Raw genomic sequence first — 23433 nt, 5'->3', positions numbered from 1 at the left:
TCATGCCGTAAGCTTTGCCGCAACCGCGCCGAAGGCGGTGATCAGCCGGTTCACCTGGGCGGCGCGAGTTGCCGGCGAGATCAGCATCATATTGTGGAACGGTGCGATCAGCACGCCGCGATTGACCAGCGCGACATGCATCGCCGCTTCGAGCTCCGGCGCATGCGCCCTCTCGGCTTCGCCGCCATTCCTCAGCGGGCCTGGCGCGCAGATGAACTCGACGCGGGCGCCGACCCGAGCAACATGCCAGGGCAGGCGATAGCGATCGATAACGGCAGTCAGCCCGGCGTCGAGCCGCCGCGCCAGATGGTCCATATGGCTGTAGTTCTCGTCGGTCATGACGTCTTCGAGCGTGGCACGCATCGCCGCGAATTGCAGCGGATTGGCCGACAGCGTTGTCCCCATGCCGGAATAGCCGGGCTCTTTCCGGCTGATATAAGCGGCATAGCGCGCCGCAACGCCTTCGCTCATGCCCCACACACTCGCCGGTATGCCGCCGGCAATCGGCTTGCCGAGCACGAACAGGTCCGGCTCCAGCCCGTATTTGCTTGTATAGCCGCCGGGACCGGTCGAGATCGTATGCGTCTCGTCGATTAGAAGCAGCGTGCCGGTCGCACGGGTGAGACGCCGCAAGCCGTCATGAAAGCCGGCTTCGGGCAGCACCATGCAGGAATTGGTCAGCACCGGCTCGGCGATGACGCAGGCGACATCGTTGCCCTGAAGTGCGGCCTCAAGCGCCGGCAGATCGTTGAACTCGACGATATCAGTTGCCCGCGTCAGGTCGCGGAATTCGCCGGCCAGTCCCGGTCGGTTCACCGCTTTGCCGTCGACCAGCCGGACCATCGTCTCGTCGACCGAGCCATGATAGCAGCCGTTGAAGACCAGGATCTTCTCCCGGCCGGTAACGGCACGGGCAACCCGCAGCGCGAAGCGGTTGGCGTCGGTTGCCGTCGTCGCGATCTGCCACAACGGCAGACCGAAGCGCTGTTGCAGCAGCGGGCCGATGGCGAGCGCGTCCTCGGCAGGCAGCATGTAGGTCAGACCGCGTCCGGCCTGCCGGCGGATGGCGCGGGCGACCGGCGACGGCGAATGACCGAACATCGAGCCGGTGTCGCCGAGGCAGAAATCGTCGAGCCGGTTGCCGTCGATATCTCTGATGGTGGCGCCTTTGGCCTTATCAACGAGGATCGGGAACGGCGTCGGCCAGTCGTTCATCCAGTGCATCGGCACGCCGCCGAAGAAGCCGGGCAGGCCATTGCCGATTTTCGCCATCGATTTCGGCCGCGCCTGGCGGAAGGCTTCTGCCTCGGTCTCGCGCAACTCGGCAATCCGGGCCGGGCCGATGCCGCCGATGGAGGTCTTTGAATGGTCGATGACGTTCATGGCGGCCCTCTCCGCCGCACTTTAGACAATCGGCATCCGCCACCGCAATTGGCGGGCGGCTGCCCTGTGTTGGGTCAGCGGTCATTTGAATGGAACAGGCGCTTGACCGCGAGCCGCCTTCGGGCGCCAATGGCACTTCGGCTGGAGGGGACACGATGGTGCGGGCGATCATCTGCGCGGCAACGCTGCTGTCGTCGGTTGGTGCGGCTTTGGCATCCGGCGGCATCTGGTGTTCCGCCGAGGATGCAGCCGTCAAATTTGAGGTCGATGCCGGGGTCACCAGAGGCATGGGTGGGCCGACCTTCAATTTTCGCGGCGAGCTCGAAATTCTGGGCAGGCCAGCCGGCGACAGTCTGCGCAAGACTGTGTTCGAGGATCAGAACCTCACGCAATATTGGCTCGACAACAAGGAATTGCGGCTGCTCGTCTATCGCGAACGGCAGGTCGAAAACGCCTACGGCTATGTCGAACTGGCGATCCTGACCAAGGCCAGCGACGAAGGCGTCTTTGACGGCCGCTATTTGCTCTCAATCTATGATGTAACGGCCGATGCCGAAAAGGACGGCAAGCCGGCTGAATTGACCGGCAAAGTATCTTGCGGAGCCGACTAACGGGCTAGGCGGAAATGTCGATGACGCCGCAATCGCCGGCGGCGCTGCCGAACGCGACGCGGCGCTCTTCCTTGTCCCACATCATCGATGTGATGGCGCCCTTGCCTGGCCGGCGCAACAGCACTTCCCTGGCGTCGGCGAAGCGCACCGCCATCACCATGCCGTCATCATACCCTATCGCCACTACATCTTGGCTCGGATGGCAGGCGACGGAGGTGACCATCGCATTGCCGCGCGTGCCGAGTTCCAGCGGCGCCTTGCCCATCGGCCCATCCTTGCCCGAAAACGGCCAGACGATCGCCGCCGACGCGCCGGAACTCGCCAGCCATTTGCCCTTGGCGCTCCACGACAGGCTTTTGACCTTGCCGGGATAGCCGGACATCCGCATGTGCTTGCCGTCGGCGAGTTTCCAGCCATGCAGCGCGTTTTCCTGCATTGTGGTGACGACGAAGCCGCCGTCCGGCGAAAACGTGATGCCGGTGTGGGCGCCGGCCCATTCGAGCTCGACCGGCTTGCCGTCGGCGGCCGGGAAATGCAGCGTCGCGCCATTGTAGCGGGCAACGCCGAAGCGCATGCCCTTGGGCGAGAAGGCCAGCCCCTCGACCGAGCGCGGATGCGAGAATTCCCTGGTCTTGCCGTCAGCAAAACGCACATAGGCCATTTTGCCCGAAGCATAGGCAACAGCGCCTTGCGGCCCGGCGGCGACGCTGGTGATCCATTTTTTGCCTGCGGTCGCCAATTCCGCAGTATTGCCGCCTGCGGTCACGGCAAAGATCTTGCCGTCCTCACCGCCGGTGATCAGCCGGTCGTTTGCGCCATCGTGAAGGGCGGCGAGCAGCCCGTCATTGGCCTGCACCGTCTTGTGGCCATGGTCGAGCCGATGGATTGTGCCGTCGGCCAGCGCGAAATGCGGCACGTCGCCAAGGAACACGGCGGCGAGGCAGTGGCCTTCGAGATCGAGCGGGGCGACTGTCGGCATGAGAGACCATTCCGTTCGAGATTTCTGCTGCCCCACCCTTAAGGGGTTGAGCTGCGGGTCTCAACCCGTGCTTCGGATCGTCGTGAGGAGAGAGCGCCAGCGTTGCGGGCGCCCCTTCTCCCACAAGGGGAGAAGGGGGAAAGGGCAGCTAAATCAAGCGGCGTGGCAGGCCTGGAAGCTTGTCTTCAGCCGCTCGGCGTCGAGTTCGCGGCCGATGAACACCAGCCGGCTCTCGTGCTTCTCGCCGTCCTTCCAGGCGCGTTGGTGGTCGCCTTCGATGATCATGTGCACGCCCTGGATGACATAGCGCTCGTCATCGCCTTTCAGCGCGATGATACCTTTCAGCCGCAGGATGTTCGGGCCTTCCATTTGGGTGACCTTCTCGATCCACGGGAAGAACTTTTTCGGGTCCATCTCGCCGCCGCGCAGCGACACCGACTGCACCGTCACATCATGGATGTCGGAAGGGTGCGCGTGATGATGGTCATGCCCGTCATGATCGTGATGATCATGGCCCTCGTGATCATGGTGATCATGATCATGATGGTCGTGATCGTCATGCGCCTCGAGGAAGTGCGGATCGTTCTCCAGCGCCCGGGACAGGTCGAACGCACCGCGATCGAGCACCTCGGACAGCGCCACGCCGGCGCGTGTGGTGCGATGGATGCGTGCCGCCGGGTTGATGGCGCGGATCGTCGCCTCCACCTTGCTCAGCTCTTCGGGGGTGACCAGGTCGGTCTTGTTGAGCACGACGACATCGGCAAAGGCGATCTGGTCCTCGGCCTCGCGGGAATCCGTGAGGCGCAGCGGCAGGTGCTTGGCGTCGACCAGCGCCACCACCGCATCGAGCCTGGTCTTGGAACGCACGTCGTCGTCCATGAAGAAGGTTTGTGCTACCGGCACGGGATCGGCGAGGCCGGTGGTCTCGACGACGATGGCGTCGAAGCGGCCGGGCCTGCGCATCAGGCCTTCGACGACGCGGATCAGGTCGCCGCGCACGGTGCAGCAGACGCAGCCATTGTTCATCTCGTAGATTTCCTCGTCGGATTCCACGATCAGCTCGTTGTCGATGCCGATCTCGCCGAATTCATTGACGATGACGGCGTAGCGCTTGCCGTGGTTTTCCGAAAGGATGCGGTTGAGCAGTGTCGTCTTGCCGGCGCCGAGATAGCCGGTGAGGACGGTTACGGGGATCTGCGTCTGTGCGTCGCTCATATTGTGCCTCGAATAGGGATTGTCGGCTCCATATAGGATGTGTACTCGGCTTTTGCACGAGGCAAACCGGTGGGCCAAAGAGAGGCCGGTATTGCCGAACTTTCATCACATTGCCTAACTTTCATTGGCGCGGGCTGGCGGTAGGGCCTAGATAAGCCGAGGATCATCTACGGGGGCTGTTCGCACTGAAGAGGCGCCAGATGTCCGACAAGTCCTTGCCATTAAGCCGTCGGCAGGCGCTCGGTCTCGTTGCGGTTACCGCTGGCGGCATATTCCTGCCCGCCGGCGCAAGGGGCGGGCTGGTCTCGCCCTATGCCGGGCTTGCTTTGTTCGAAGCCGGTGCCGGCGTCTGCGCCATCACGCCCGAGGTCACCGAAGGACCATTCTATTTCGACCCGAAGCTTGAACGCGCCGATATCACCGATGGCAAGAAAGGCATCGCCCTCAATGTGCGGCTGCAAATCGTCGACGCCGCCTGCCGGCCGCTTCCCGGCGCACGCGTCGATATCTGGCATTGCGACGCCCAGGGCGCCTATTCCGGCTATCCCGGACAGGGCGACGGGCAGGATATCGACACGTCCGGCCAGAGCTTTCTGCGCGGCTGGCAGAGAACCGATGAAAGCGGCATCGCTTCTTTCGCCACCATCTATCCCGGCTGGTATCGCGGCCGCACCACCCACATCCATTTCAAGATCTTCCCCGACGAACGCTCCGCGATGACCGGCCAGATGTTCTTCCCCGACAACTTGAGCGAGCAGATATTCGCCACCGTCGCGCCCTATAACGATCGCCCCGGCAAACGCGATACATCGAACACGCGGGACGGCATTGCGCGGCAGGCCGGGCCGCCGTCGCAGGCAGCGCTGCGGGAAATGGCGGACGCCTATCAGGCCTTGATGGTGGTCGCGGTGAGGGCCGGTTGAGAACACCTCGTCACGTCGCCATCCAGCCGTCGCGGAAAGTCGTTTGTCATCTAACTGAAATAAACATCTGGCATTAGCCACGGCGAACACTGCGATGCTTGCCGGCAAAGCTATTTTCCGAGCCGGAATGTTTTCGATCGTCATTGCCAATCGGCGGCCTGCTTCTATGCTGTTCGCACCGGTTCGGCCGAGGAGGGATGAGCATGGCCAAGGCGGACAAGACTGCAACAATGAGCCGGCTGCATTCGGCGGCGCGGCTGGCGCGCACGGCGCTCGCCGCCCGGCTTCTGGCGCATGGCTTCTATGCCGGCCAGGACCAGATCATGCTGGCGCTCGACCGCGAGGACGGGCAGACGCCCGGCAATCTTGCCGGCCGCCTCGGCGTGCGTCCGCCGACCATCACCAAGACCATCAACCGGCTGCAGGCGCAGGGTTTTCTGGAAAAGCGCGCCTCTTCCGCCGATGCCCGCCAGGCGCATATTTTCCTCACCGACACCGGCCGCGAAATCATCCACGCCATCGAGAAATCGGTGAAGAAGACCGAAAAGCAGGCATTGAAGGGTCTCGACAAAAAAGATCAGAAAGCACTGTTTAAGCTGCTAGCCCGTGTCGAGGCGAACCTTTCGAACGGCGAAATGGTGCTCCCGGATGACGAACTGGACATCGAAGACAAGATCCTTGAATAGGTCACGCGTTCGCCGCTGATGGCCGCCGCGTCAGTGCCGACCAGCGTCCCGGTGTGACGCCGAACGCCTTCTTGAAATGCCGATTGAAATGGCTTTGGTCACTGAAGCCGGCTGCGATGGCGATTTGCGCCAGCGGCTCGTCGGCTTCAATCATCCGACGGGCTCGCTGAAGCCGGCGCATCAACAAGAACCGGTGCGGGCTGGTCGAGAAGGTGGCGCGGAAATGCCGCGACAGGGCATAACGGTCCAACCCGGTGATCGCCTCCAATTCATCCGAACGTACAATCCGCGCGACATTTTCCTCCAGATAGTCGCGCGCCAGACTGGCGGCACGCCACGCCATTTTCGCTATCGGTTTCGCCGGTTGACCGGCATGCCGGGCCAGGCTTTGCATCAGCTGCGTTATGAAATCGACGACAAACAGCTCGTCCAATTCCTGATCCAGCGGCCCGAGCGCCGAAAGCAGCGTCGCGCGGAAATCGCGGTCTGTCATCACGGCATCCCCGACAAACGGCAGTGACCCGCCGCCGAGGCAATCGAGCATCAGGGATGGCTCCAAATACAGCATTCTGTATCGCAAGCCGTCTTCGGTGCCGGCGCCGCCATCGTGCATTTCGTCGGGATGAAGGATAATGATCTGGCCAGGCAGGCTCTGATGCGTCGCGCCGCGATAGCGGAAGCTCTGTATGCCATAAAGCGTCACCCCGATTGCATAGGTGTCGTGGCGATGGAGATCGAAGGCGTTGCCGTGGAACCGGGCCTCGATGCGTTCCATGCCGGCAGTACCGGGTGCCGATACGATGCAGTTCTCGGCTGCATCCACGCACAAACGTCCAAGACCCTGAAAGGCTTCCCCGTCTAGACCGTGCGGCATCGCTTCACTCGCAGCCTCGGATTGGCCCCCTTTCGGATTGGAAACTGTCGCATGTTCGATACGAAATTTGCAATCGTGCTCAGGGACGATCTTCCCGTCTGGCAGAAGCTCAACGTCACCGCCTTTCTGACCAGCGGCATCGTCGCGCAGTTTCCCGACCTCATCGGCGAGCCCTACCGTGACCGCGCCGGCAATATCTACAACCCGCTATCGATCCAGCCGGTCATCGTGCTTTCGGCAGGCGGCCAGGCGCTCGGAACGATCCAGCGGCGGGCGCTGGAGCGTGGTGTGACGGTTTCGCTCTATGTCGAGGAAATGTTTTCGACTGGGTACGATCTGGCCAACCGTGCCGTCTTTGCCGAATTTGCGCCGGAGGATGCCAAGGTGGTCGGCATCGCGCTTCGCGCCGAAAAGAAGCTCGTCGACAAGATCACCAAGGGTGCCCGCATGCACACCTGACTCTCCGGCCACCAGGAACAAAACTGAGCCTGTCGTCGCCTGTCGGTGTGCCAGCCTCTTTTGGCTTGCCCGCTGGCGACAATTCCCGCATTGGTGAGGGACTGCCTTGCTTCCCGTCCGGCCTGAAATTGAATGCTCCCCCAAGACAAGACGAAAGCGCGACGTCGCCGGCGGCGATCCTGTGCATGCTTTCCGTCTATGTGTTTTTCACCTTCCTCGACACCAGCAGCAAGTACCTTGTGCTGGCTGGCGTCTCGGCGCTGATCGTCGCCTGGACCCGCTTCGCGGTCCATGTCCTGCTTGTCGGCGTCTTTCTGCGCGGATGGCGTGAGCCGTTGCGTTTTCGTCCCGCCAACCTGCCGGCGCATCTCACGCGCGGTCTGCTCCTGTTCGGATCGACCATGTTCAACATTCTGGCGCTGCGGACGCTGCAGCTGGCGGAAACCACCTCGATCTACTTCTTCGGCCCGATGGTGATCACCGCGCTTGCCGGTCCGTTGCTCGGCGAATGGGCCGGCTGGCGGCGCTGGCTGGCGATCATGAGCGGCTTTGTCGGCGTCCTCATCATCACCCGGCCGGGCATCGGGGTTTTTGGCGTCGGCCATCTCTTTGCGCTCGGCTCGATGCTATCGAACAGTTTCTACGTCATCATGACGCGCCGTATGTCGGCGACGGAAACCTCGGAAAGTCTCATCCTGTTTTCGGCGCTGGCGCCGGCCGTGCTGCTGCTGCCGACACTGCCGTTTTCGCTTTCGCTGCCGCAGGATGGCTGGCACTGGTTCATATTGCTGATGCTTGGCGTCTTCGGCGCCATCGGCCATTGGCTTCTTGTGCAGGCCTATCGCCTTGCCACCACCACGGCCCTGGCTCCCTGTCCCTATTCGCAGATGATCTGGATGATCATCTCCGGCCTGATCGTCTTCAACCAGTTTCCCGACCGCTGGACGCTGGTCGGTGCCACCGTCATCGTCGCCAGCGGCCTCTACATCGTCCACCGCGAGCACCGGCTTCGCTTGCACAACCGCGCGACGCTGGACGCGGAGGCGGAAGCGCTGGCAAAAAAACTTTGATTTGCTCGGGATCGATGGCATAAGAGCCGGCCTTTAAACAGTTTAAATTGCTTCGGGAGCGCAGGGCGCTGGCACAGAAGATCAAGCTTTCGACCATCGCGGATGCGCTCGGCGTGTCCACGGCCACGGTCTCGCTGGCCTTGCGCGACAGCCCGCTGGTCGCCGGCGGCACCCGCGACCGTATCAAGGAACATGCACGCGCCATCGGCTATATCTACAACCGCCGCGCCGCCAGCCTTCGCACCTCACGCTCGGGCATTGTCGGCGTCGTCGTCCACGACATCATGAACCCGTTCTTTGCCGAGATACTGCGTTCGATCGAGAGCGAACTCGACCGCAGCCGGCAGACCTTCATCCTGTCGAACCACTACGACCAACTCGAGAAACAGCGCACCTTCATCGACACGCTTCTGCAGCTCGGCGCTGATGGCGTCATCATGTCGCCGGCCATCGGCACGCCGCCCGAAGACATAATCATGGCCGAGGAGAACGGTCTCCCGGCAGTGCTGATTGCACGCACCGTCGAAGGTGCCGACGTGCCGGTGTTTCGCGGCGACGATGCCTATGGCACCGGGCTTGCTACCAATCATCTGATCTCGCTTGGCCACAAGCGCATCGCCATGATCGGCGGTACCGACCAGACGTCGACCGGCCGCGACCGTTATCAGGGATATGTCAACGCCATGGAGGCGGCAGGGCTCGAGGTCAGGCCGTCATGGCGTATCGCCGGCCCGCGCACCAAGCAGGCCGGCTTCGAGGCTGCCGGGCAGTTCTTGGCGCTGAAAGACAGGCCTACCGCGGCCTGCTGCTGGAACGACCTCGTCGCCATCGGCCTGATGAACGGCATTGCGCGCGCGGGGCTGGTGCCGGGCATCGACATCTCCGTTACCGGCTATGACGACCTCGAGGAAGCGGCGATCGCGACGCCGGCACTGACCACGGTCTGGAACGGCCAGCGCGAGGTTGGCCGCCGCGCCGCCAGCGCGCTGCTCGACAAACTCAACGGACAGACGGTGCGGCCGTCGCAGGAACTGATCAAGCCGGAACTGCATGTGCGCCAGTCGACCGGCAAACCGGTGGAACGTGCATGACAAAAACCGAACAGCAAGCTGTCGCCATTCTGGTGCCGGGCCAGTTCAACGACCATGCGGTCGGCCGCATCGACGGGGCGTTCAGCCGCGTCCGGATCGAAGGCGCCGATCCGTCGCTGGTCACCGACGACATGCGCCGTACGGTGCGCGGCATAGCCGCCTTCGGCGGCATAAGCGCCGCGTTGATGGACGCGCTGCCAAAGCTCGAGATCATCGCCAATTTCGGCGTCGGCTATGATTCTGTCGATGTCCGCCACGCCGTACAGCGCGGCATCATGGTCACCAACACCCCGGATGTGCTGACCGAAGAGGTCGCCGATACGGCGCTCGGCTTGCTGATCAACACCATCCGCGAACTGCCGCGCGCCGAGGCCTGGCTGCGCGACGGAAGTTGGCTGCGCAAAGGCAACTATCCGCTGAGCCGGCTGACCCTGCGCGGGCGCCATGTCGGTATCTTTGGCATGGGCCGCATCGGCCTCGCCATTGCCCGCCGGCTCGACGCTTTCGGGCTGCCCATCGCCTACCACAACCGGCGCCGCGTCGAAGGCCTGTCCTATGATTATCACCCGACGCTGAAAGGTCTCGCCGAGGCGGTCGACACACTGATCTCGGTGGCGCCCGGCGGGGCCGCGACGGAAAGGGCAGTCAATGCCGAAATCCTCTCGGCTCTTGGGCCGAACGGCGTCTTCGTCAATATCGGCCGGGGCAGCACGGTCGACGAGCCAGCCCTTGCCGCCGCACTTGCCAGCGGCAGCATCGCCGCTGCCGGGCTAGACGTCTTTGCCGACGAGCCGAATGTGCCAGCGGCGTTGCTTGCCGCGCCCAACACCTCGCTTTTGCCACATGTCGGCTCCGCCTCGCAGCACACCCGCCGCGCCATGGCGGACCTATGCGTCGACAATCTGGTCTCGTGGTTTTCGCAGCGCAAGGCACTGACGCCGGTGCCGGAGACGGCAAATGTCAAGGCAAGGCCGTAAGCGGGCTGCCATATCTATTAACTTCAGCTTAACCCTTCGGAATCATTCTGGTCCCTTCCTAGTGTCTGTCCGCCTGACAGCACATGACAGCAAGATGAAGCGCGCCTCCTGATCTCTTCGAACGCGGCGCGCTTGAAATGCGCGGAGAAACAGGATGAAAACGCTTCCTGCATTGATGGCGGTTGCTGTGCTGTTCGGCAGCGTCCAGCTGTTTTATGCCGGTAGCGGTGAAAGCCGTGCAGCCAGTGAGTCACCACCTTCATCCGGCAACTACCGGCTGGTAGCCCATGGTGACGAGGCGTCTTGTGCGGTCAGCCGTGGCGCCGAGATTTCGCAAGGCTTGTCGCTGTTGACGGTCGCCGCGAATTGCCGCCGGGTGTTGCCCGGTGTCGAGCAGGCGAAGTTCTGGCGAGAGCAGAATGACGGCACGGTCACATTCAGCGCCAACGGCACCGATCCAATCGTCATGTTCTCAGTCGCCGATGGCGACGGTTACGAATCCTACGCGCCGGCGCTGCCGCTGCTATCGCTGGCGTCGGCCGGCAACTGACGAGCGCTATTCTGCCGCTGCGCGCGCGCCCGATTTCGCCGCCTGATGCAGACGTACAGCGTCGCCGAAGGCGCGGAAAATCTTTGCCGAGATGTTGTCAGATTCGACCCAGTACTCTGGATGCCACTGCACGCCAACAGCGAAGGCGCGGGCGTCCTTGACCGAAACCGCCTCGACAGTGCCGTCGGCGGCGACCGCTTCGACCTGCAGCTTCGGGCCAAGCCGATCGATGGCCTGGCGATGCACCGAATTGACCAGGATGTCGCCGGCGCCGAAGACCCCGGCCAGGCAGCTGCCGGGTTTTATCGACACGCTCTGGCGGATGGCGAAGCGTTCGTCCTGATTGTCGCTTGCCGGCGCACGATGGTCGAGCGAACCGACGCGTTCCTGGATTTCGGTCGCCAGCGTGCCGCCCAGTGCCACATTCATCTCCTGGATTCCGCGGCAGATGGCGAGCAGCGGTACCCCGCGCTCCACCGCCCGGCGGATCAGTGGCAACGTCGTCGCGTCGCGGGCGGAGTCGTAAGGACCATTGGCTTCGCTGGCGTCACCGCCATAGAGCGAGGGATGAACGTTGGACTTCGAACCGGTGACCATGACGCCGTCGACGGCGGAAAGCAGTTCATCGAAGTCGAGCCGGTCGCCGAAGGACGGTACCAGCAGCGGGAACACGCCTGCACCCGAAAGCGCCGCTTCAAGATATTGCTGTGGCGCGGCATGCCAGATGTAATTGTCGAACTGGCGGACGTCGGTCGATATGGCGACGAGCGGCTGGTGCATTTGGTCCGGATCCCATCGGGTGCAACGAATTATCTGCCTGCAAAATAGGCGATCCGAAGGCGCATTTCCATGGCAAGTTTCGGCGTGTCGCGTAGGCCAGTTAATCGACCTTAGACTATAGTTGCAAGATCTGCCCCAACGCCGTGAATTTCCCCGAAATGCGCCACTCAAACCGGGCTGCCACGCTGGACTCGACTCCTTGCCTGTGTATTGTCGGGCTCGAAGCCGATCCGGGCCCCGAAGCGTCCCGAATGTCGGTCAGTTGATCCAAAAGGGAGGAACTTCATGGATCGTCGTTCGTTCATCCGCAAGGCCGGCACCACCGGTTTCGGCGCCGCGGCCGCTGCCGCGACACTTGCTGCGCCGGCCATCGCCCAGTCCAACCCGAAAGTGACCTGGCGGCTGGCGTCGTCCTTCCCGAAGTCGCTCGATACGATCTATGGTGGCGCCGAAGTGTTTTCCAAGATGCTGTCGGAGGCGACCGACGGCAACTTCCAGGTCCAGGTCTTCGCCGCCGGCGAACTCGTTCCCGGCCTGCAGGCCGCCGACGCCACCACTGCCGGCACCGTCGAGGCCTGCCATACGGTGGCATACTATTACTGGGGCAAGGACCCGACTTGGGCGCTGGGGGCGGCGGTTCCGTTTTCGCTCAACGCGCGCGGCATAAACGCCTGGCACTATCATGGCGGCGGCATCGATCTGTTCAACGAGTTCCTGGCGACGCAGGGTCTGTTCGGGCTGCCGGGCGGCAATACCGGCGTGCAGATGGGCGGCTGGTTCCGCAAGGAGATCAAAACGGTCGCCGACCTTTCCGGCCTCAAGATGCGTATCGGTGGTTTTGCCGGCAAAGTGGTGCAAAGGCTCGGCGTAGTTCCGCAGCAGATCGCCGGTGGCGACATTTATCCGGCGCTGGAAAAAGGCACGATCGACGCCGCCGAATGGGTTGGCCCCTACGACGACGAGAAGCTCGGCTTCTACAAGGTTGCGCCCTATTACTACTATCCCGGCTGGTGGGAAGGTGGACCGACCGTCCATCTGATGTTCAACAAGGCGAAATACGACGAACTTTCGCCGGCTTACAAGTCGCTGGTGCACACTGCCGCCCAAGCGGCCGACGCCAACATGCTGCAGAAATACGACTACCTCAACCCGGCGGCGGTGAAGCGGCTGGTTGCCGGCGGCGCCAAGTTGAGCCCGTTCAGCCAGGAGATCATGGCCGCCTGTTTCGAAAAGGCCAACGAAGTCTATGCCGAGATGGAAGCCTCGAACGCGCCGTTCAAGAAGATCTGGGACTCGATCAAGGCGTTCCGCAAGGAGCATTATCTCTGGGCGCAGGTGGCCGAGTACAATTACGACACCTTCATGATGGTCCAGCAGCGCAACGGCAAGCTCTAGAATATTCTGCGACGCCGAGTGGCTCCACTCGGCGTCGCAGAAAAGGGCTAAAACAAAGCGGATGTCCCGTTTGGTTTGAATGCATTCCGCTCCCAGGCGTTTGATGGATCTCGTCATAGGACCGCGAGCCACGCCCCGCGGTCCTTCCCTGTCAGCCTTCGGACGCACTGACTTCGACCAGTACTCCACCCGGCGCATGGCAATAGAACGTCGTCGACTGGATGCGGCCGCGCATTAGCTGCTGGACCTCGCCCGGTTGCAGGCCGGCATCGGCAAGCCCGGCTCGCTTTGCATGCACAAACTCCGGCTTGCCGACGAAGAAGCCAACGTGAAAGCCGTCCGGATAGCTGGCGGGCTCGCCTTTCCCCGGCTTCATCAGATTGAGGATGAAGCCATCGATGCCACGCAGAACCGCGAAGGCGTCCTTGCCGCGCACGGCGACAAATTCAAAGCCGAAATGGCTGGTGAAGAAGCGGGCAAGGCCGGCAACTTCGGTGGTGACGAGATTTATGTGGTTCAGTTTCATGATGCGTCTCCTGCCACGGGTTGAATGCGGACAGGCTTCGACCGAAGAGCGCAAACCGGCGGGACCGCTACATCCGAAAATCCGGACGTGACCCGACCGGCTCGCGAGTTTCGCCTCGCTTGCCGGCCGCGGGTTCTCCCACAAGTAATGTGGCGAACAGGCTTCCCCGAGCATCGTGCTCAGGACGGGAAGAGCCGGACTACCGAACCGGCAATGTCTTTTTCGGCGTAGTTTCTGTAACCGGTCGCCCCGCCGGTGGCAACGGGCCCGATCGATCAGCCCTGAGGCACTACCAGGACCTTGACCTCACCTGGTGCCGACGGGTTGGCAATGATCGCCACCGCCTCGTCGAGGTCGACTTGTCGCGATATCAGCCGGTCTACCTCGATCGCACCCGAGGCGATGAGATCGGCGGCCCGGCGATGGGTAAAGGGATTGAGGAAGGAGCCCAGGACCTTCAACTCGCGGAACAGCAGGTCGAACGGTTCGAACGCCGCTTTCATGCCTTGCGGCATGACGCCGACGACGACAATTGTGCCGCCCGCCTTGGCCAGCCGCATCGCCTGCTCGACGGTGTCTTTCACGCCGGCGCATTCGAACACCACGTCGACGCCGCCCGGCATCAAACCCGACCGGCCGACGATCGCGTCGGTGATGTCGGAAGCACTGGGATCGACCGTCGCCGTTGCGCCAAGTTCCTCGGCAAGGGCGCGCCGCGAGGCCTGGCGCGTCGACAGGATGATGGTCGTCGCACCGGCGAGCTTTGCCAGTTGAACGGTGAGCAGGCCGATCACGCCGCCGCCGAGCACGGCAACCGACGAACCTGGTCTGATCGCGGCAAGGTCCACGCCATGCAGGCAGCAGCCGAGCGGCTCGCAGAACGCACCATGCGTCGGCGTCAGATCGCCTGGCAGGACGAAAGCCTGTTTCTGCGGCAGGGCAAGATATTCGGCAAAGCCGCCATCGCGATGGATGCCGATGGCACGCAGATTGCCGCAGAGGTTGACCCGGCCGGCCTGGCAATGCGCGCACCGGCCGCAGGCGATGTTGGGATCGCCGGTGACGCGGTCGCCGACGGCAAAGCCGGATACGGCAGGTCCGATCGCCTCGACGATGCCGGAGAATTCATGGCCGAGAGTCACCGGCGGCGTGCACGGGAATTCGCCATGGAAAAGATGCCGGTCGGTGCCGCAGACGCCGCACGCCTCGATCCGCACCAGCAGCTCATCCGGTCCGGCAGTCGGTTTCTCGACCTCGCACACGGCGAGGCCGCCCACTCGCTCCAGTCGCACCGCCTTCATGGCTGCCGGGCCTTCGTCAATTGAAACTCGGTGGTTGCGACAGATCGGTTGCCGGTGCCGCCGGTTTCGCGGGCGGCTTTTCGTCGAAGCTTGGCGGCTGCGACAGGTCCTGCGCGCCGGGCGCAGCGGGTGCCGTGCTGCCACCGGCCGGCGGCGTGCCGAGCGGCGACAGGCTGGGCATCTCCGGCACCTTGATGTCGATCGTCGCTGGATCGACGACGGCGCCTTTGTAGTGCATCACCATCTGCGGGAAGGCGATGGTCAGGCCGATCATGATCACCTGGATACAGACGAACGGCACTGCGCCCCAGTAGATCTGCCCGGTGGTGACGGGCGCGATCTGTTTGCCGGTGAGCCGGTCGAGATAGGGCACGCGTGCGGCGACCGAGCGCAGATAAAACAGCGCGAAGCCGAACGGTGGATGCATGAAGCTGGTCTGCATGTTAACCCCGAGCAGCACGCCGAACCAGATCAGGTCGATGCCGAGCTTGTCGGCCGCCGGCGCCAAAAGCGGCACGATGATGAAGGCGAGCTCGAAGAAATCGAGGAAGAAGGCGAGCACGAAGACGAGGATGTTGACGCCAATCAGGAAACCGACTTCACCGCCCGGCAGCGACGTCAACAGGTGCTCGACCCAGATGTGGCCATTGACGCCGTAGAAGGTCAGCGAGAACACCCGCGCGCCGATCAGGATGAACAGCACGAAGGACGACAGCCGCGTCGTTGAGGCCAGCGCCTGCTTGACCACGTCGAGCGACAGCCGCCCCTTCATCGCCGCCATCGCCAGCGCGCCGACGGCGCCCATGGCGCCGCCTTCCGTCGGCGTGGCGATGCCGAGGAAAATGGTACCCAGCACCAGGAAGATCAGCGCCAGCGGCGGGATCAGCACGATGATCACCTGCTGTGCCAACCTCGACATCAGGTTGATCTTCAGGCGCTGGTCGATGATCGCCACGACATAGATGAAGATCACGCCGATGGTGGCGCCGAGGATATCGGCATTGCCGCCATGGTTTGGCGCGAGGTAGCGATACGCGGCATAGGAAACCACCACCGCCGCCAGCAGCGCCGCCAGCAGCGACAGCACACCGTGGCCGAGCGTGCGGGCCTCCAGCGGCAGTGCCGGCATCGACTTCGGCCGGACGATCGACATGAGCAGGATGTAGAGCATGTAGATGCCGGTCAAAATGAGCCCGGGGATCAGCGCCCCCTTGTACATATCGCCGACCGAGCGGCCGAGCTGGTCGGCCAGCACGATCAGCACCAGTGACGGCGGGATGATCTGGGCGAGCGTGCCCGATGCTGCGATGACGCCGGATGCCAGCCGCCGGTCGTAGCCGTAGCGCAGCATGATCGGCAGCGAAATCAGCCCCATGGCAATGACGGAAGCCGCCACCACGCCGGTCGTCGCGGCCAGCAGCGCGCCGACGAAAATCACGGCATAGGCCAGGCCACCACGGACCGGTCCGAACAACTGGCCGATCGTGTCGAGCAGGTCTTCGGCCATGCCGGATCGTTCGAGCACGATGCCCATGAAGGTGAAGAACGGGATCGCCAGCAGCGTGTCGTTCGACATCACCCGGCTGCCGTAGAAATTGTCCGGCAACGCGTGCAGCAACGGCCATGCAAGGTTGATCGAGCCGCCCGAATAGGGCGACAGCAGCACGCCGATGAAGAAGAACATCAGGCCGTTGGCGGCAAGCGAGAAGGCGACGGGGTAGCCGATCAGCAGGAAGAAGATCAGCGAGGCGAACATGATCGGCGCCATGTTCTGGGCGATGAACTCGATCACGAGCGCACCTCTTCGACGAGCGCCTTGGCTTCTAGCTCGGCCTGTTCATGCACCGATATGAATGGAGTGGGATCGTCCATATGACCGCGCATGATGGCGATTTTCTTGATGATTTCGGAAATGCCCTGCAGCGCAAGCAGGAAAAAGCCGACCAGCAGGATCGCCTTCGCCGGCCAGATGATCAGCCCGCCGGAATTGTTCGACATCTCGCCGCTGCGATACGACAGCGACACATAGGGAACGAAATAGACCACCATCAATGTCACGAACGGCATCAGGAAGAAGACGTGACCGAAAAGGTCGATCCAGTGCTGCACGCGGCGCGAGAACATGCCGTAGACGATATCGATGCGGATATGGTCGTTCTGCTTCAGCGTGTAGGCGGCGGCCAGCATGAAGGCGGCGCCGAACAGATACCACTGCAATTCCAGCCAGGCGTTCGAGGACATGTCGAACAGCTTGCGGATGACGGCGTTGGCGGCGCTTACCAGAATTGCCAGCAGGATCAGCCACGATACCCATTTGCCGATGAATTCGTTCAAACGGTCAATGGTTCTGGAAAGAGCGAGAAGCCCTGCCATGCATTCCTCCCTTGTGTCAGAGCGCGGCGGTTCCCTGTCCGTTGCGCCGCTGTGGACCAACGGTATGCAGTGCGTGGTCCGGCGGGTCAACACGGGCCAGCCCGCATAAACACAGTTGTGAGGTGACGGCCGGCAAAAAAGCTGCCGCGTCCTTTGCATGTCCACGGACATGCGGCTCTTTCATCCAACCAAAGTCGGGTGCGGCTCAGGCAATCTTCTGTTGGTCGCGGCCAGCGCCGATCAGCACAAGCATGGTGACGAGGAACAGGTACATCCAGGCATCGCGCCATTCGAGCGGGAAGTAGCCGGCCCATAGCGATTCGGCCATGCCGAAAGCGGCGGCGCCCAGTGCCGCCCGCAGCGGCGAAAGATAGCCGCCTACTGCCGTCACGAACAGGATCTTCAACCCGTAGACCAGGCCGGTGCCGAAGCTGATGTTGCCGTAGTAGAAGCCGGCGAGCACGCCGGCCAGCGCAGCGCAAAGGCCGCCGAAAAGCACGGCACGCCGAAACACCGCGCGGACATCGACACCGCACATCGCAGCAGCCTTGGGATCGTCGGAAACGGCGCGCCAACTGCGGCCGAAGCTCGAATGTGTGAACCCCCACGCAGCCAGCGCAATGGCCGCCAGCACGGCAGCGCAATCGAGCAACTGGATCAGCGTCAACGTCGCCTTGAAGCTGGCACTCTGCGCGAAGACGATGGTCTGGGCCAGCATCGGTGGCAACCACAGATCGTGGGTGTTGGCGGCGATGCGGCTGGCTTCCGACAAGACCAGCAATATACCGAGCGTTGTCACCACGATCGCATTGGGCGAGCGGTCGGCCAAGGGTTCGAAGATGCTTCGTGACAGAACGTGGCTGATCAGCGCCGCGTAGAGAAACGCCGCAACTATGCCGAGCGCGACCGATGCAAGCAGCGTCAGCCACAGTGCCTGATAGCCGAATGCCGCGGTGAGGATCATCGTTTGCCCGCAAAAGGCGAACAGCGCGCCATAGGCAAGATTGGTGCGGTGCAGGATGCCGTTAGTCAGCACATAGCCGAAGGCAAGCAGTGCGTAGAGCGCGCCCGAATGCAGCCCGTTCAGAACCTGCTGGAAGAAATAGAGCATGCAAAATCCTCGGTGCATGGCTCCGAATAATCGGAAATCGACTTTCGCTGGGATCATGCACAAAATCAAAGTGCTACAAGCCGCGGCGCTCGCAGCCGTGAAGAGCGTTGCACTCGGAATCTAACTTGTCAAATGCGATTTATCGGTTAGATTTCATCGCATGACGGTATCCTGGACTCCGCACCGCTTCACCGGCGGCATGCTTGCGCTCGACACGGCGAACACCGTTGTGCTGCGGCACCATCCGGAGAAAATCTTCGACCGTTTCGACGATCCCGCCGAGATTGCCCGCTTTGCCGAAGCCGCCAGCGGCTTTCGCGCCGCCGAGCTCGGCGGCAGGCGGCTGGAGGCCCCGTCGCCGGACAAGATCGCGCCGGTGGTACTGTCGATCCGCGAAACCACCGATCGGCTGTTTCGCCGCGCGGTGTCGAAAGGTGCGATCGCCACCGCCGACATGCCTGAATTCCTGGAAGCCTGCGCCGACGGCCTCGCCCATGGCCGCACCGAAATCGGGACGCTTGGAACACCGTTCGGCGACCCGGCGACGCCTATCGCCTTTGAGGTGGCGCTGGCCGTCTCGGCGCTGTCGCTGCTGCGCGGCGACACCATCGCCAGGCTGAGGATATGTCCGAACTGCAGCTGGCTGTTTGTCGACCGAAGCCGCAATTCCAGCCGCCTTTGGTGCGACATGGCGGTATGCGGCAACCGCCAGAAGGCAAACCGTCACTATCGCCGCCGGACGGCGGCGAACGGGGTCCAGAATGGCGAGGTCCAGAATGGCTAGGCTGTTTTCGCGTTCGATCGTTGTCGGGGTTGCGCTGATTGTGGCTGCAGCGCTCGGCGCCTGTCGCGAGACGGGCACGGACGACAACGGCGATGGCAAATTGTTCGAGATTTCAGGCAAGATATTCGTGTTCAACTATCGCCTCGCCAGGGCGACCTACCTCGTTACGCTGCGGCCGTTGCGGCCGATGGGGGAGGGGCAGGTCGCGGTCGCCAGCTTCCAAAACCCGGCCGGCGGCGAGCCGCTGGCAGTCGAGCAGAAAATCTGGCCGAAGCTCGACAAGGTGACGCTGGAGAGTCCGGCGCTTCAATGCGTCGTCAAGGACAAGCCTTACGCGATCGCGATCAACATCAAGGACGCTGACGGCACGATCCTCCAGAAGATCGACACCACTCTGATGTCGACGGAGGACCAGTCCGTCCTGCCCGACCGGCCGCTGGTCATCGATCAGCTTTATACGCCCAATCCGGACCTTGCCGGCCACCCGGACGGCAAGTTGCCGAACGAACCTAAGCCCGACTGTTCGAAAGGTCTCTGACGCATTTTTCGACGGCATGGGATGGCGCCGGAATTTTATTGCTGTCGAAAACAGCCGACGCGCGGTTTCTTACGCCGGCGGGCGCGGCGTTGATGATTTGTTGCGGACCGCCTGGCGGCTTCGATTTTGTTTGACCTCCCCGGCAAGGGAAGAAAGACTATAGGTACTTGACTCCGACGTTGGCCGCGCACCCTCCACGTGTGGCTTCCGCACAGGAAATGCCTGATGACGCTGCACAATGTCGCGCTCGACGACAAGTTCGACCTGGCAAAGGAGCGCATCTTCCTGTCGGGTGCCCAAGCAGTCATCCGCATGCTTCTGATGCAACGCGAGCGCGACCGCCGGGCTGGCCTGAACACCGCCGGTTTCGTCTCCGGCTATCGCGGCTCGCCGCTCGGCGGCCTCGACATGCAGCTGTGGAAGGCCCGGGACCAGCTCGCGCAGTCGGACATCGTCTTCCAGCCCGGTCTCAACGAGGAGCTCGCCGCCACCGCCTGCTGGGGCTCGCAGCAGGCCGAATTGCTGGGCGAGGGCACTCGTGACGGCGTTTTTTCGGTCTGGTACGGCAAGGGTCCGGGCGTCGACCGCTCCGGCGACGTGTTCCGTCACGCCAATCTTGCCGGCTCGTCGAAACATGGCGGCGTGCTGGCCCTGATGGGTGACGACCACATGGCCGAATCCTCGACCAACGCGCATGCCACCGAGTTCCTGTTTGTCGACACCATGGTGCCGATCCTCAATCCGGCCGGTGTCCAGGAGATCATCGACTACGGCCTCTACGGCTTTGCCATGTCGCGTTTTGCCGGCACCTGGGCGGCGATCAAATGCGTCAAGGACAACATCGAATCGACGGCCTCGGTCGATGCCGCGCTCGACCGGCTAGATATCGTCATCCCGGACTTCGACATGCCGCCCGGCGGCCTCAACATCCGTAACGAGATCGACATGCTCGGCCAGGAGGAGCGGTTGCATGAATACAAGCGCGCCGCTGCTTCGGCCTTCATCCACGCCAACGGGCTGAACCGGATCGTCTATTCAGGCGGCAGCAGCCCGAAGCTTGGCATCGTCACCATCGGCAAGAGTTATCTCGACGTTCGGCAGGCGCTCGAAGACATAGGCATCGACGAAGTGGCCGCCAATCGCATCGGTATCAGGCTGTTCAAGGTCGGCTGCCCGTGGCCGCTCGACCTGCAGCACATCGCCGACTTTGCTCGCGGCCTAGACACCATCGTTGTCGTCGAGGAGAAACGCTCGCTGATCGAGGTGCAACTGCGCGAGAACCTTTACGGCACCGCCACGCAGCCGATCATCGTCGGCAAGAAAAACGAACGCGGCGAGTGGCTGTTCCCGGCCAAGGGCGCGCTCGACCCCAACGACATTGCCATCGCGCTCGGCGAGAGGATCTTGCTAACGATCGGCCCGTCGGAAGAAATTGCCGCGCGGGTGGCGAAATTGCGCCAGTTCCAGGCGATGCTGGCCGACACGTCAGACATCGCCTCGCGCACGCCCTTCTTCTGCTCCGGCTGCCCACACAATTCCTCGACCAAGGTGCCGGACGGCTCGCTCGCCGCCGCCGGAATCGGGTGTCATTTCATGGCGCTGTGGATGGACCGCAACACCGTCGGCTTCACTGCCATGGGCGGCGAGGGCGCGCAGTGGGTCGGCCAGGCGCCGTTCTCGAAGCGCGAGCACATCTTCCAGAATCTGGGCGATGGGACCTACAACCACTCGGGTGTGCTGGCGATCCGCTTCGCGCTGTCGACCGACGCCAACATCACCTACAAAATCCTCTACAATGACGCCGTCGCGATGACCGGCGGGCAGCCGCACGAGGGCGGCCTGACGGTGGACATGATCGCCAGGCAGGTGCGCGCCGAGGGCGTCGAGCGCATCGCCATCGTCACCGACGAGCCGGACAAATATACCGGCAAGGTGGAATTTCCCGCCGGCGCCACCATCCACCACCGCGACGACCTCGATCTCGTCCAGCGCGAGTTGCGTTCGGTCAAGGGCGTCTCGGTGCTGCTCTACGACCAGACCTGCGCCGCCGAGAAGCGCCGCCGCCGCAAACGCGGCACCTTCCCCGATCCCGACAAGCGCATCTTCATCAACGAGCTGGTCTGCGAAGGTTGCGGCGATTGCGGCGTGCAGTCGAATTGCGTCTCGATCCAGCCGGTCGAGACCGAATTCGGCCGCAAGCGCAAGATCGACCAGTCGAGCTGCAACAAGGACTTCTCTTGCGTCAATGGTTTCTGCCCGTCCTTCGTCACCGTCCACGGCGCCAAAATCAGGAAAGCCGAAGGCATAGCCGGCACGGCCGACCCGCTCGCTGGGGTGCCGGCGCCGGCGCAATTTACACTCGGTGAACAAGGCTGGGCGGCGATCATAGACGGTGTCGGCGGCACCGGCGTCGTCACCATAGGCGCGGTGCTCGGCATGGCAGCCCACCTCGAAGGCAAGGGCTGCGGCATGATCGACATGGCCGGCCTCGCCCAGAAGGGCGGCTCGGTGTTCACCCATGTCCGTATTGCCCGCACGCCGGACGACATCCACGCCATTCGCGTATCGGCCGGCAAGGCCGATCTCGTGCTTGGCTGCGATCTCGTCGTTTCGGGTGCAAAGAAGGTGCTGGCCGCGGTGCGCGAAGGCCATACCATCTTCCTCGCCAACACCGCCGAGATCATGCCGGGCGAGTTCGCCCGTTCGGCCGATTTCTCGCTGCCTATCGAGCGGCTGAAGAAAGCGATAAGAACTGCCGCGGGCGACGACAAGGCGCATTTCTTCGACGCGACCCACACCGCCACCGCGCTGTTCGGCAGTTCGCTCGGCGCCAACATGTTTATGCTCGGCTTCGCCTTCCAGCACGGCGGCTTGCCGCTGTCGGACGAGGCGGTCGAGAAGGCAATCGAGCTCAACGGCGAGGCGGTGGCGATGAATATCGCGGCATTTCGCTGGGGTCGCCGCGCCGCCCACCAGCCGGATTTCGTGCGCGGCCTTCTCACCCAGCCGGGCAAGGCCACGCAGCCTGCCGCGATTGCCGAGACGCTGGACGACATCATTGCCCGCCGCGTCGCCTTCCTGACCGCCTATCAGAACGCCGCCTATGGTAAGCGCTATGCCGACAGACTGGCAGCGCTGCGTAAGGCCGAAACCAAGCTCGTGCCCGGTTCGACCGTGGTGACCGAAGCTGCCGCAAAGAACCTGTTCAAGCTGATGGCGATCAAGGACGAATACGAGGTGGCGCGGCTCTATACCGACGGCTCCTTTGCCGCAGATCTCGCAAAGCAGTTCCAGAGTTACGACAGGCTCGAATTCCATCTCGCACCGCCGATCATGGGCAGGCGCGGCAGTGACGGCAAGCCGAAGAAATCGAGCTTTGGTCCGTGGATGATGAACGGGTTCCGCCTGCTGGCGGCGATGAAGGGCCTGCGCGGCACCGCTTTCGACCTGTTCGGCTACAGCGCCGAGAGGCGTATGGAGCGGCAGCTTCTTGCCATCTATGAGGCCGACCTGGAGCTTGTCGCCGGCGCGCTGGCACCGGGCAAGATCGAGGCCGCTGCCGCGCTTGTCGCGGTGCCGGCGCTCATCCGCGGCTATGGCCACGTCAAGCGGGCCAGTGCCGAAAAAGCCGCCGGCGAACGCCAGCGTCTGCTCGACCGCCTTTCGACGGCGCCGCTCCGGCCGCAGCTTCAAGCCGCCGAATGATTCAGCGCTGCGATACCCGTTGTTTACCTGAACTGTAGTTTCCCTGTTTCCGCAGCGTCAACGATGGACGCCGGCAGGGCTCGAACCGCCTCTCTAAACCTT

At 63.0% G+C, this 23433-nt stretch carries 22 protein-coding genes; 12 read left to right on the top strand and 10 right to left on the bottom strand.

The genetic code is table 11. The features are described 5' to 3' along the window. Window positions 1-1383, bottom strand: a complete 1383-nt coding sequence (locus NKH43_RS22065) for an aspartate aminotransferase family protein (protein ID WP_352859870.1) — start codon at window positions 1381-1383, stop codon at window positions 1-3. An 89-nt stretch (window positions 1384-1472) separates the two neighbouring features. Between NKH43_RS22065 and NKH43_RS22060 the strand changes: the two genes are divergently transcribed. Continuing rightward, complete coding sequence (locus NKH43_RS22060) at window positions 1473-1994, top strand: hypothetical protein (RefSeq protein WP_352855778.1); 522 nt, start codon at window positions 1473-1475, stop codon at window positions 1992-1994. Between the two features lie 4 nt (window positions 1995-1998). On the opposite strand, the gene NKH43_RS22055 is transcribed toward NKH43_RS22060, so the two are convergent. Both NKH43_RS22055 and NKH43_RS22050 read right to left on the bottom strand, forming a co-directional pair. After that, a complete protein-coding gene (locus NKH43_RS22055) occupies window positions 1999-2973 on the bottom strand; it encodes a WD40 repeat domain-containing protein (protein ID WP_352859868.1) in 975 nt (324 codons plus the stop codon). 153 nt (window positions 2974-3126) lie between these two features. Next, a complete protein-coding gene (locus NKH43_RS22050) occupies window positions 3127-4188 on the bottom strand; it encodes a CobW family GTP-binding protein (RefSeq protein ID WP_352859866.1) in 1062 nt (353 codons plus the stop codon). Window positions 4189-4388: 200 nt separating this feature from the next. On the opposite strand from NKH43_RS22050, the gene NKH43_RS22045 reads away from it, so the two are divergent. Both NKH43_RS22045 and NKH43_RS22040 read left to right on the top strand, forming a co-directional pair. Further along, window positions 4389-5111 carry an intradiol ring-cleavage dioxygenase gene (locus NKH43_RS22045; RefSeq protein ID WP_352859864.1) on the top strand — a complete coding sequence of 241 codons (723 nt, stop codon included), beginning with the start codon at window positions 4389-4391 and terminating at the stop codon, window positions 5109-5111. A 203-nt stretch (window positions 5112-5314) separates the two neighbouring features. Further along, complete coding sequence (locus NKH43_RS22040; protein ID WP_352454736.1) at window positions 5315-5797, top strand: MarR family winged helix-turn-helix transcriptional regulator; 483 nt, start codon at window positions 5315-5317, stop codon at window positions 5795-5797. 1 nt (window position 5798) lies between these two features. Here the strand turns inward: NKH43_RS22040 and NKH43_RS22035 are convergent, their stop codons facing one another. After that, the gene (locus NKH43_RS22035; protein WP_352859863.1) at window positions 5799-6671 is read right to left on the bottom strand and encodes an AraC family transcriptional regulator; all 873 of its coding nucleotides are present in this window, start codon (window positions 6669-6671) and stop codon (window positions 5799-5801) included. Window positions 6672-6722: 51 nt separating this feature from the next. Here NKH43_RS22035 and NKH43_RS22030 point away from each other — a divergent pair, with 51 nt between their 5' ends. The 5 genes from NKH43_RS22030 (at window position 6723) to NKH43_RS22010 (ending at window position 10818) form a co-directional block, all read left to right on the top strand. Further along, window positions 6723-7130, top strand: a complete 408-nt coding sequence (locus tag NKH43_RS22030) for a DUF2000 family protein (RefSeq protein WP_352859861.1) — start codon at window positions 6723-6725, stop codon at window positions 7128-7130. Between the two features lie 185 nt (window positions 7131-7315). Next, window positions 7316-8200 (top strand): DMT family transporter, encoded by an 885-nt coding sequence (locus NKH43_RS22025; RefSeq protein ID WP_352859859.1) that lies wholly within the window; start codon window positions 7316-7318, stop codon window positions 8198-8200. A gap of 68 nt (window positions 8201-8268) precedes the next feature. Continuing rightward, entirely contained in the window at window positions 8269-9291 is a 1023-nt protein-coding gene (locus tag NKH43_RS22020) for a LacI family DNA-binding transcriptional regulator (RefSeq protein WP_023676245.1), read from the top strand. Beyond that, window positions 9288-10268, top strand: coding sequence for a 2-hydroxyacid dehydrogenase (locus tag NKH43_RS22015; RefSeq protein WP_023718057.1), 981 nt, complete (start codon window positions 9288-9290; stop codon window positions 10266-10268). Before NKH43_RS22020 ends, NKH43_RS22015 begins: the two co-directional genes overlap by 4 nt. Before the next feature lie 154 nt (window positions 10269-10422). Then, on the top strand, window positions 10423-10818 hold the full coding sequence (locus tag NKH43_RS22010) for a hypothetical protein (RefSeq protein WP_352484378.1): 396 nt from the start codon (window positions 10423-10425) through the stop codon (window positions 10816-10818). A gap of 6 nt (window positions 10819-10824) precedes the next feature. On the opposite strand, the gene NKH43_RS22005 is transcribed toward NKH43_RS22010, so the two are convergent. After that, entirely contained in the window at window positions 10825-11598 is a 774-nt protein-coding gene (locus NKH43_RS22005) for a gamma-glutamyl-gamma-aminobutyrate hydrolase family protein (protein WP_352484379.1), read from the bottom strand. Window positions 11599-11883: 285 nt separating this feature from the next. Here NKH43_RS22005 and NKH43_RS22000 point away from each other — a divergent pair, with 285 nt between their 5' ends. Beyond that, window positions 11884-12993 carry a TRAP transporter substrate-binding protein gene (locus NKH43_RS22000; protein WP_023718055.1) on the top strand — a complete coding sequence of 370 codons (1110 nt, stop codon included), beginning with the start codon at window positions 11884-11886 and terminating at the stop codon, window positions 12991-12993. Between the two features lie 151 nt (window positions 12994-13144). Here the strand turns inward: NKH43_RS22000 and NKH43_RS21995 are convergent, their stop codons facing one another. The 5 genes from NKH43_RS21995 to NKH43_RS21975 form a co-directional block, all read right to left on the bottom strand. Further along, complete coding sequence (locus tag NKH43_RS21995) at window positions 13145-13519, bottom strand: VOC family protein (RefSeq protein WP_352484380.1); 375 nt, start codon at window positions 13517-13519, stop codon at window positions 13145-13147. A 275-nt stretch (window positions 13520-13794) separates the two neighbouring features. Further along, entirely contained in the window at window positions 13795-14820 is a 1026-nt protein-coding gene (locus tag NKH43_RS21990; RefSeq protein ID WP_023718053.1) for a zinc-dependent alcohol dehydrogenase family protein, read from the bottom strand. A gap of 16 nt (window positions 14821-14836) precedes the next feature. Then, a complete protein-coding gene (locus tag NKH43_RS21985; protein WP_031193698.1) occupies window positions 14837-16609 on the bottom strand; it encodes a TRAP transporter large permease in 1773 nt (590 codons plus the stop codon). After that, on the bottom strand, window positions 16609-17193 hold the full coding sequence (locus NKH43_RS21980; protein ID WP_023718051.1) for a TRAP transporter small permease subunit: 585 nt from the start codon (window positions 17191-17193) through the stop codon (window positions 16609-16611). Before NKH43_RS21980 ends, NKH43_RS21985 begins: the two co-directional genes overlap by 1 nt. A gap of 205 nt (window positions 17194-17398) precedes the next feature. Then, window positions 17399-18304 (bottom strand): branched-chain amino acid ABC transporter permease, encoded by a 906-nt coding sequence (locus NKH43_RS21975; protein ID WP_352859858.1) that lies wholly within the window; start codon window positions 18302-18304, stop codon window positions 17399-17401. Window positions 18305-18464: 160 nt separating this feature from the next. On the opposite strand from NKH43_RS21975, the gene NKH43_RS21970 reads away from it, so the two are divergent. From NKH43_RS21970 to NKH43_RS21960, 3 genes are all read left to right on the top strand, one after another. Next, window positions 18465-19088: a CGNR zinc finger domain-containing protein gene (locus NKH43_RS21970; protein WP_352859856.1), complete on the top strand. Its 624-nt coding sequence runs from the start codon at window positions 18465-18467 to the stop codon at window positions 19086-19088. After that, window positions 19081-19626 (top strand): hypothetical protein, encoded by a 546-nt coding sequence (locus NKH43_RS21965; RefSeq protein ID WP_352859854.1) that lies wholly within the window; start codon window positions 19081-19083, stop codon window positions 19624-19626. The genes NKH43_RS21970 and NKH43_RS21965 overlap by 8 nt, the downstream gene beginning before the upstream one ends. A 225-nt stretch (window positions 19627-19851) precedes the next feature. Next, complete coding sequence (locus NKH43_RS21960) at window positions 19852-23331, top strand: indolepyruvate ferredoxin oxidoreductase family protein (protein ID WP_352859852.1); 3480 nt, start codon at window positions 19852-19854, stop codon at window positions 23329-23331. Window positions 23332-23433: the final 102 nt, after the last annotated feature.

The sequence above is a fragment of the Mesorhizobium sp. M1163 genome (genome assembly GCF_040318415.1).
Classification (GTDB): Bacteria; Pseudomonadota; Alphaproteobacteria; order Rhizobiales; family Rhizobiaceae; genus Mesorhizobium.
Note: the sequence above shows the minus strand (reverse complement) of the source record. Positions and strands in the feature narration are given on the sequence as shown.

Excerpts from the sequence above, each read along its gene's own strand:
- NKH43_RS21990 (WP_023718053.1), bottom strand. The coding sequence starts at position 14,820 with ATGAAGGCGGTGCGACTGGAGCGAGTGGGCGGCCTCGCCGTGTGCGAG.
- NKH43_RS21970 (WP_352859856.1), top strand. The coding sequence starts at position 18,465 with ATGACGGTATCCTGGACTCCGCACCGCTTCACCGGCGGCATGCTTGCG.
- NKH43_RS22000 (WP_023718055.1), top strand. The coding sequence starts at position 11,884 with ATGGATCGTCGTTCGTTCATCCGCAAGGCCGGCACCACCGGTTTCGGC.
- NKH43_RS21975 (WP_352859858.1), bottom strand. The coding sequence starts at position 18,304 with ATGCTCTATTTCTTCCAGCAGGTTCTGAACGGGCTGCATTCGGGCGCG.
- NKH43_RS22025 (WP_352859859.1), top strand. The coding sequence starts at position 7,316 with ATGCTTTCCGTCTATGTGTTTTTCACCTTCCTCGACACCAGCAGCAAG.
- NKH43_RS22015 (WP_023718057.1), top strand. The coding sequence starts at position 9,288 with ATGACAAAAACCGAACAGCAAGCTGTCGCCATTCTGGTGCCGGGCCAG.
- NKH43_RS22045 (WP_352859864.1), top strand. The coding sequence starts at position 4,389 with ATGTCCGACAAGTCCTTGCCATTAAGCCGTCGGCAGGCGCTCGGTCTC.
- NKH43_RS22040 (WP_352454736.1), top strand. The coding sequence starts at position 5,315 with ATGGCCAAGGCGGACAAGACTGCAACAATGAGCCGGCTGCATTCGGCG.
- NKH43_RS21980 (WP_023718051.1), bottom strand. The coding sequence starts at position 17,193 with ATGGCAGGGCTTCTCGCTCTTTCCAGAACCATTGACCGTTTGAACGAA.
- NKH43_RS22010 (WP_352484378.1), top strand. The coding sequence starts at position 10,423 with ATGAAAACGCTTCCTGCATTGATGGCGGTTGCTGTGCTGTTCGGCAGC.
- NKH43_RS22035 (WP_352859863.1), bottom strand. The coding sequence starts at position 6,671 with ATGCCGCACGGTCTAGACGGGGAAGCCTTTCAGGGTCTTGGACGTTTG.
- NKH43_RS22055 (WP_352859868.1), bottom strand. The coding sequence starts at position 2,973 with ATGCCGACAGTCGCCCCGCTCGATCTCGAAGGCCACTGCCTCGCCGCC.
- NKH43_RS22030 (WP_352859861.1), top strand. The coding sequence starts at position 6,723 with ATGTTCGATACGAAATTTGCAATCGTGCTCAGGGACGATCTTCCCGTC.
- NKH43_RS21965 (WP_352859854.1), top strand. The coding sequence starts at position 19,081 with ATGGCTAGGCTGTTTTCGCGTTCGATCGTTGTCGGGGTTGCGCTGATT.
- NKH43_RS22060 (WP_352855778.1), top strand. The coding sequence starts at position 1,473 with ATGGAACAGGCGCTTGACCGCGAGCCGCCTTCGGGCGCCAATGGCACT.
- NKH43_RS22005 (WP_352484379.1), bottom strand. The coding sequence starts at position 11,598 with ATGCACCAGCCGCTCGTCGCCATATCGACCGACGTCCGCCAGTTCGAC.
- NKH43_RS22065 (WP_352859870.1), bottom strand. The coding sequence starts at position 1,383 with ATGAACGTCATCGACCATTCAAAGACCTCCATCGGCGGCATCGGCCCG.
- NKH43_RS22050 (WP_352859866.1), bottom strand. The coding sequence starts at position 4,188 with ATGAGCGACGCACAGACGCAGATCCCCGTAACCGTCCTCACCGGCTAT.
- NKH43_RS21960 (WP_352859852.1), top strand. The coding sequence starts at position 19,852 with ATGACGCTGCACAATGTCGCGCTCGACGACAAGTTCGACCTGGCAAAG.
- NKH43_RS21995 (WP_352484380.1), bottom strand. The coding sequence starts at position 13,519 with ATGAAACTGAACCACATAAATCTCGTCACCACCGAAGTTGCCGGCCTT.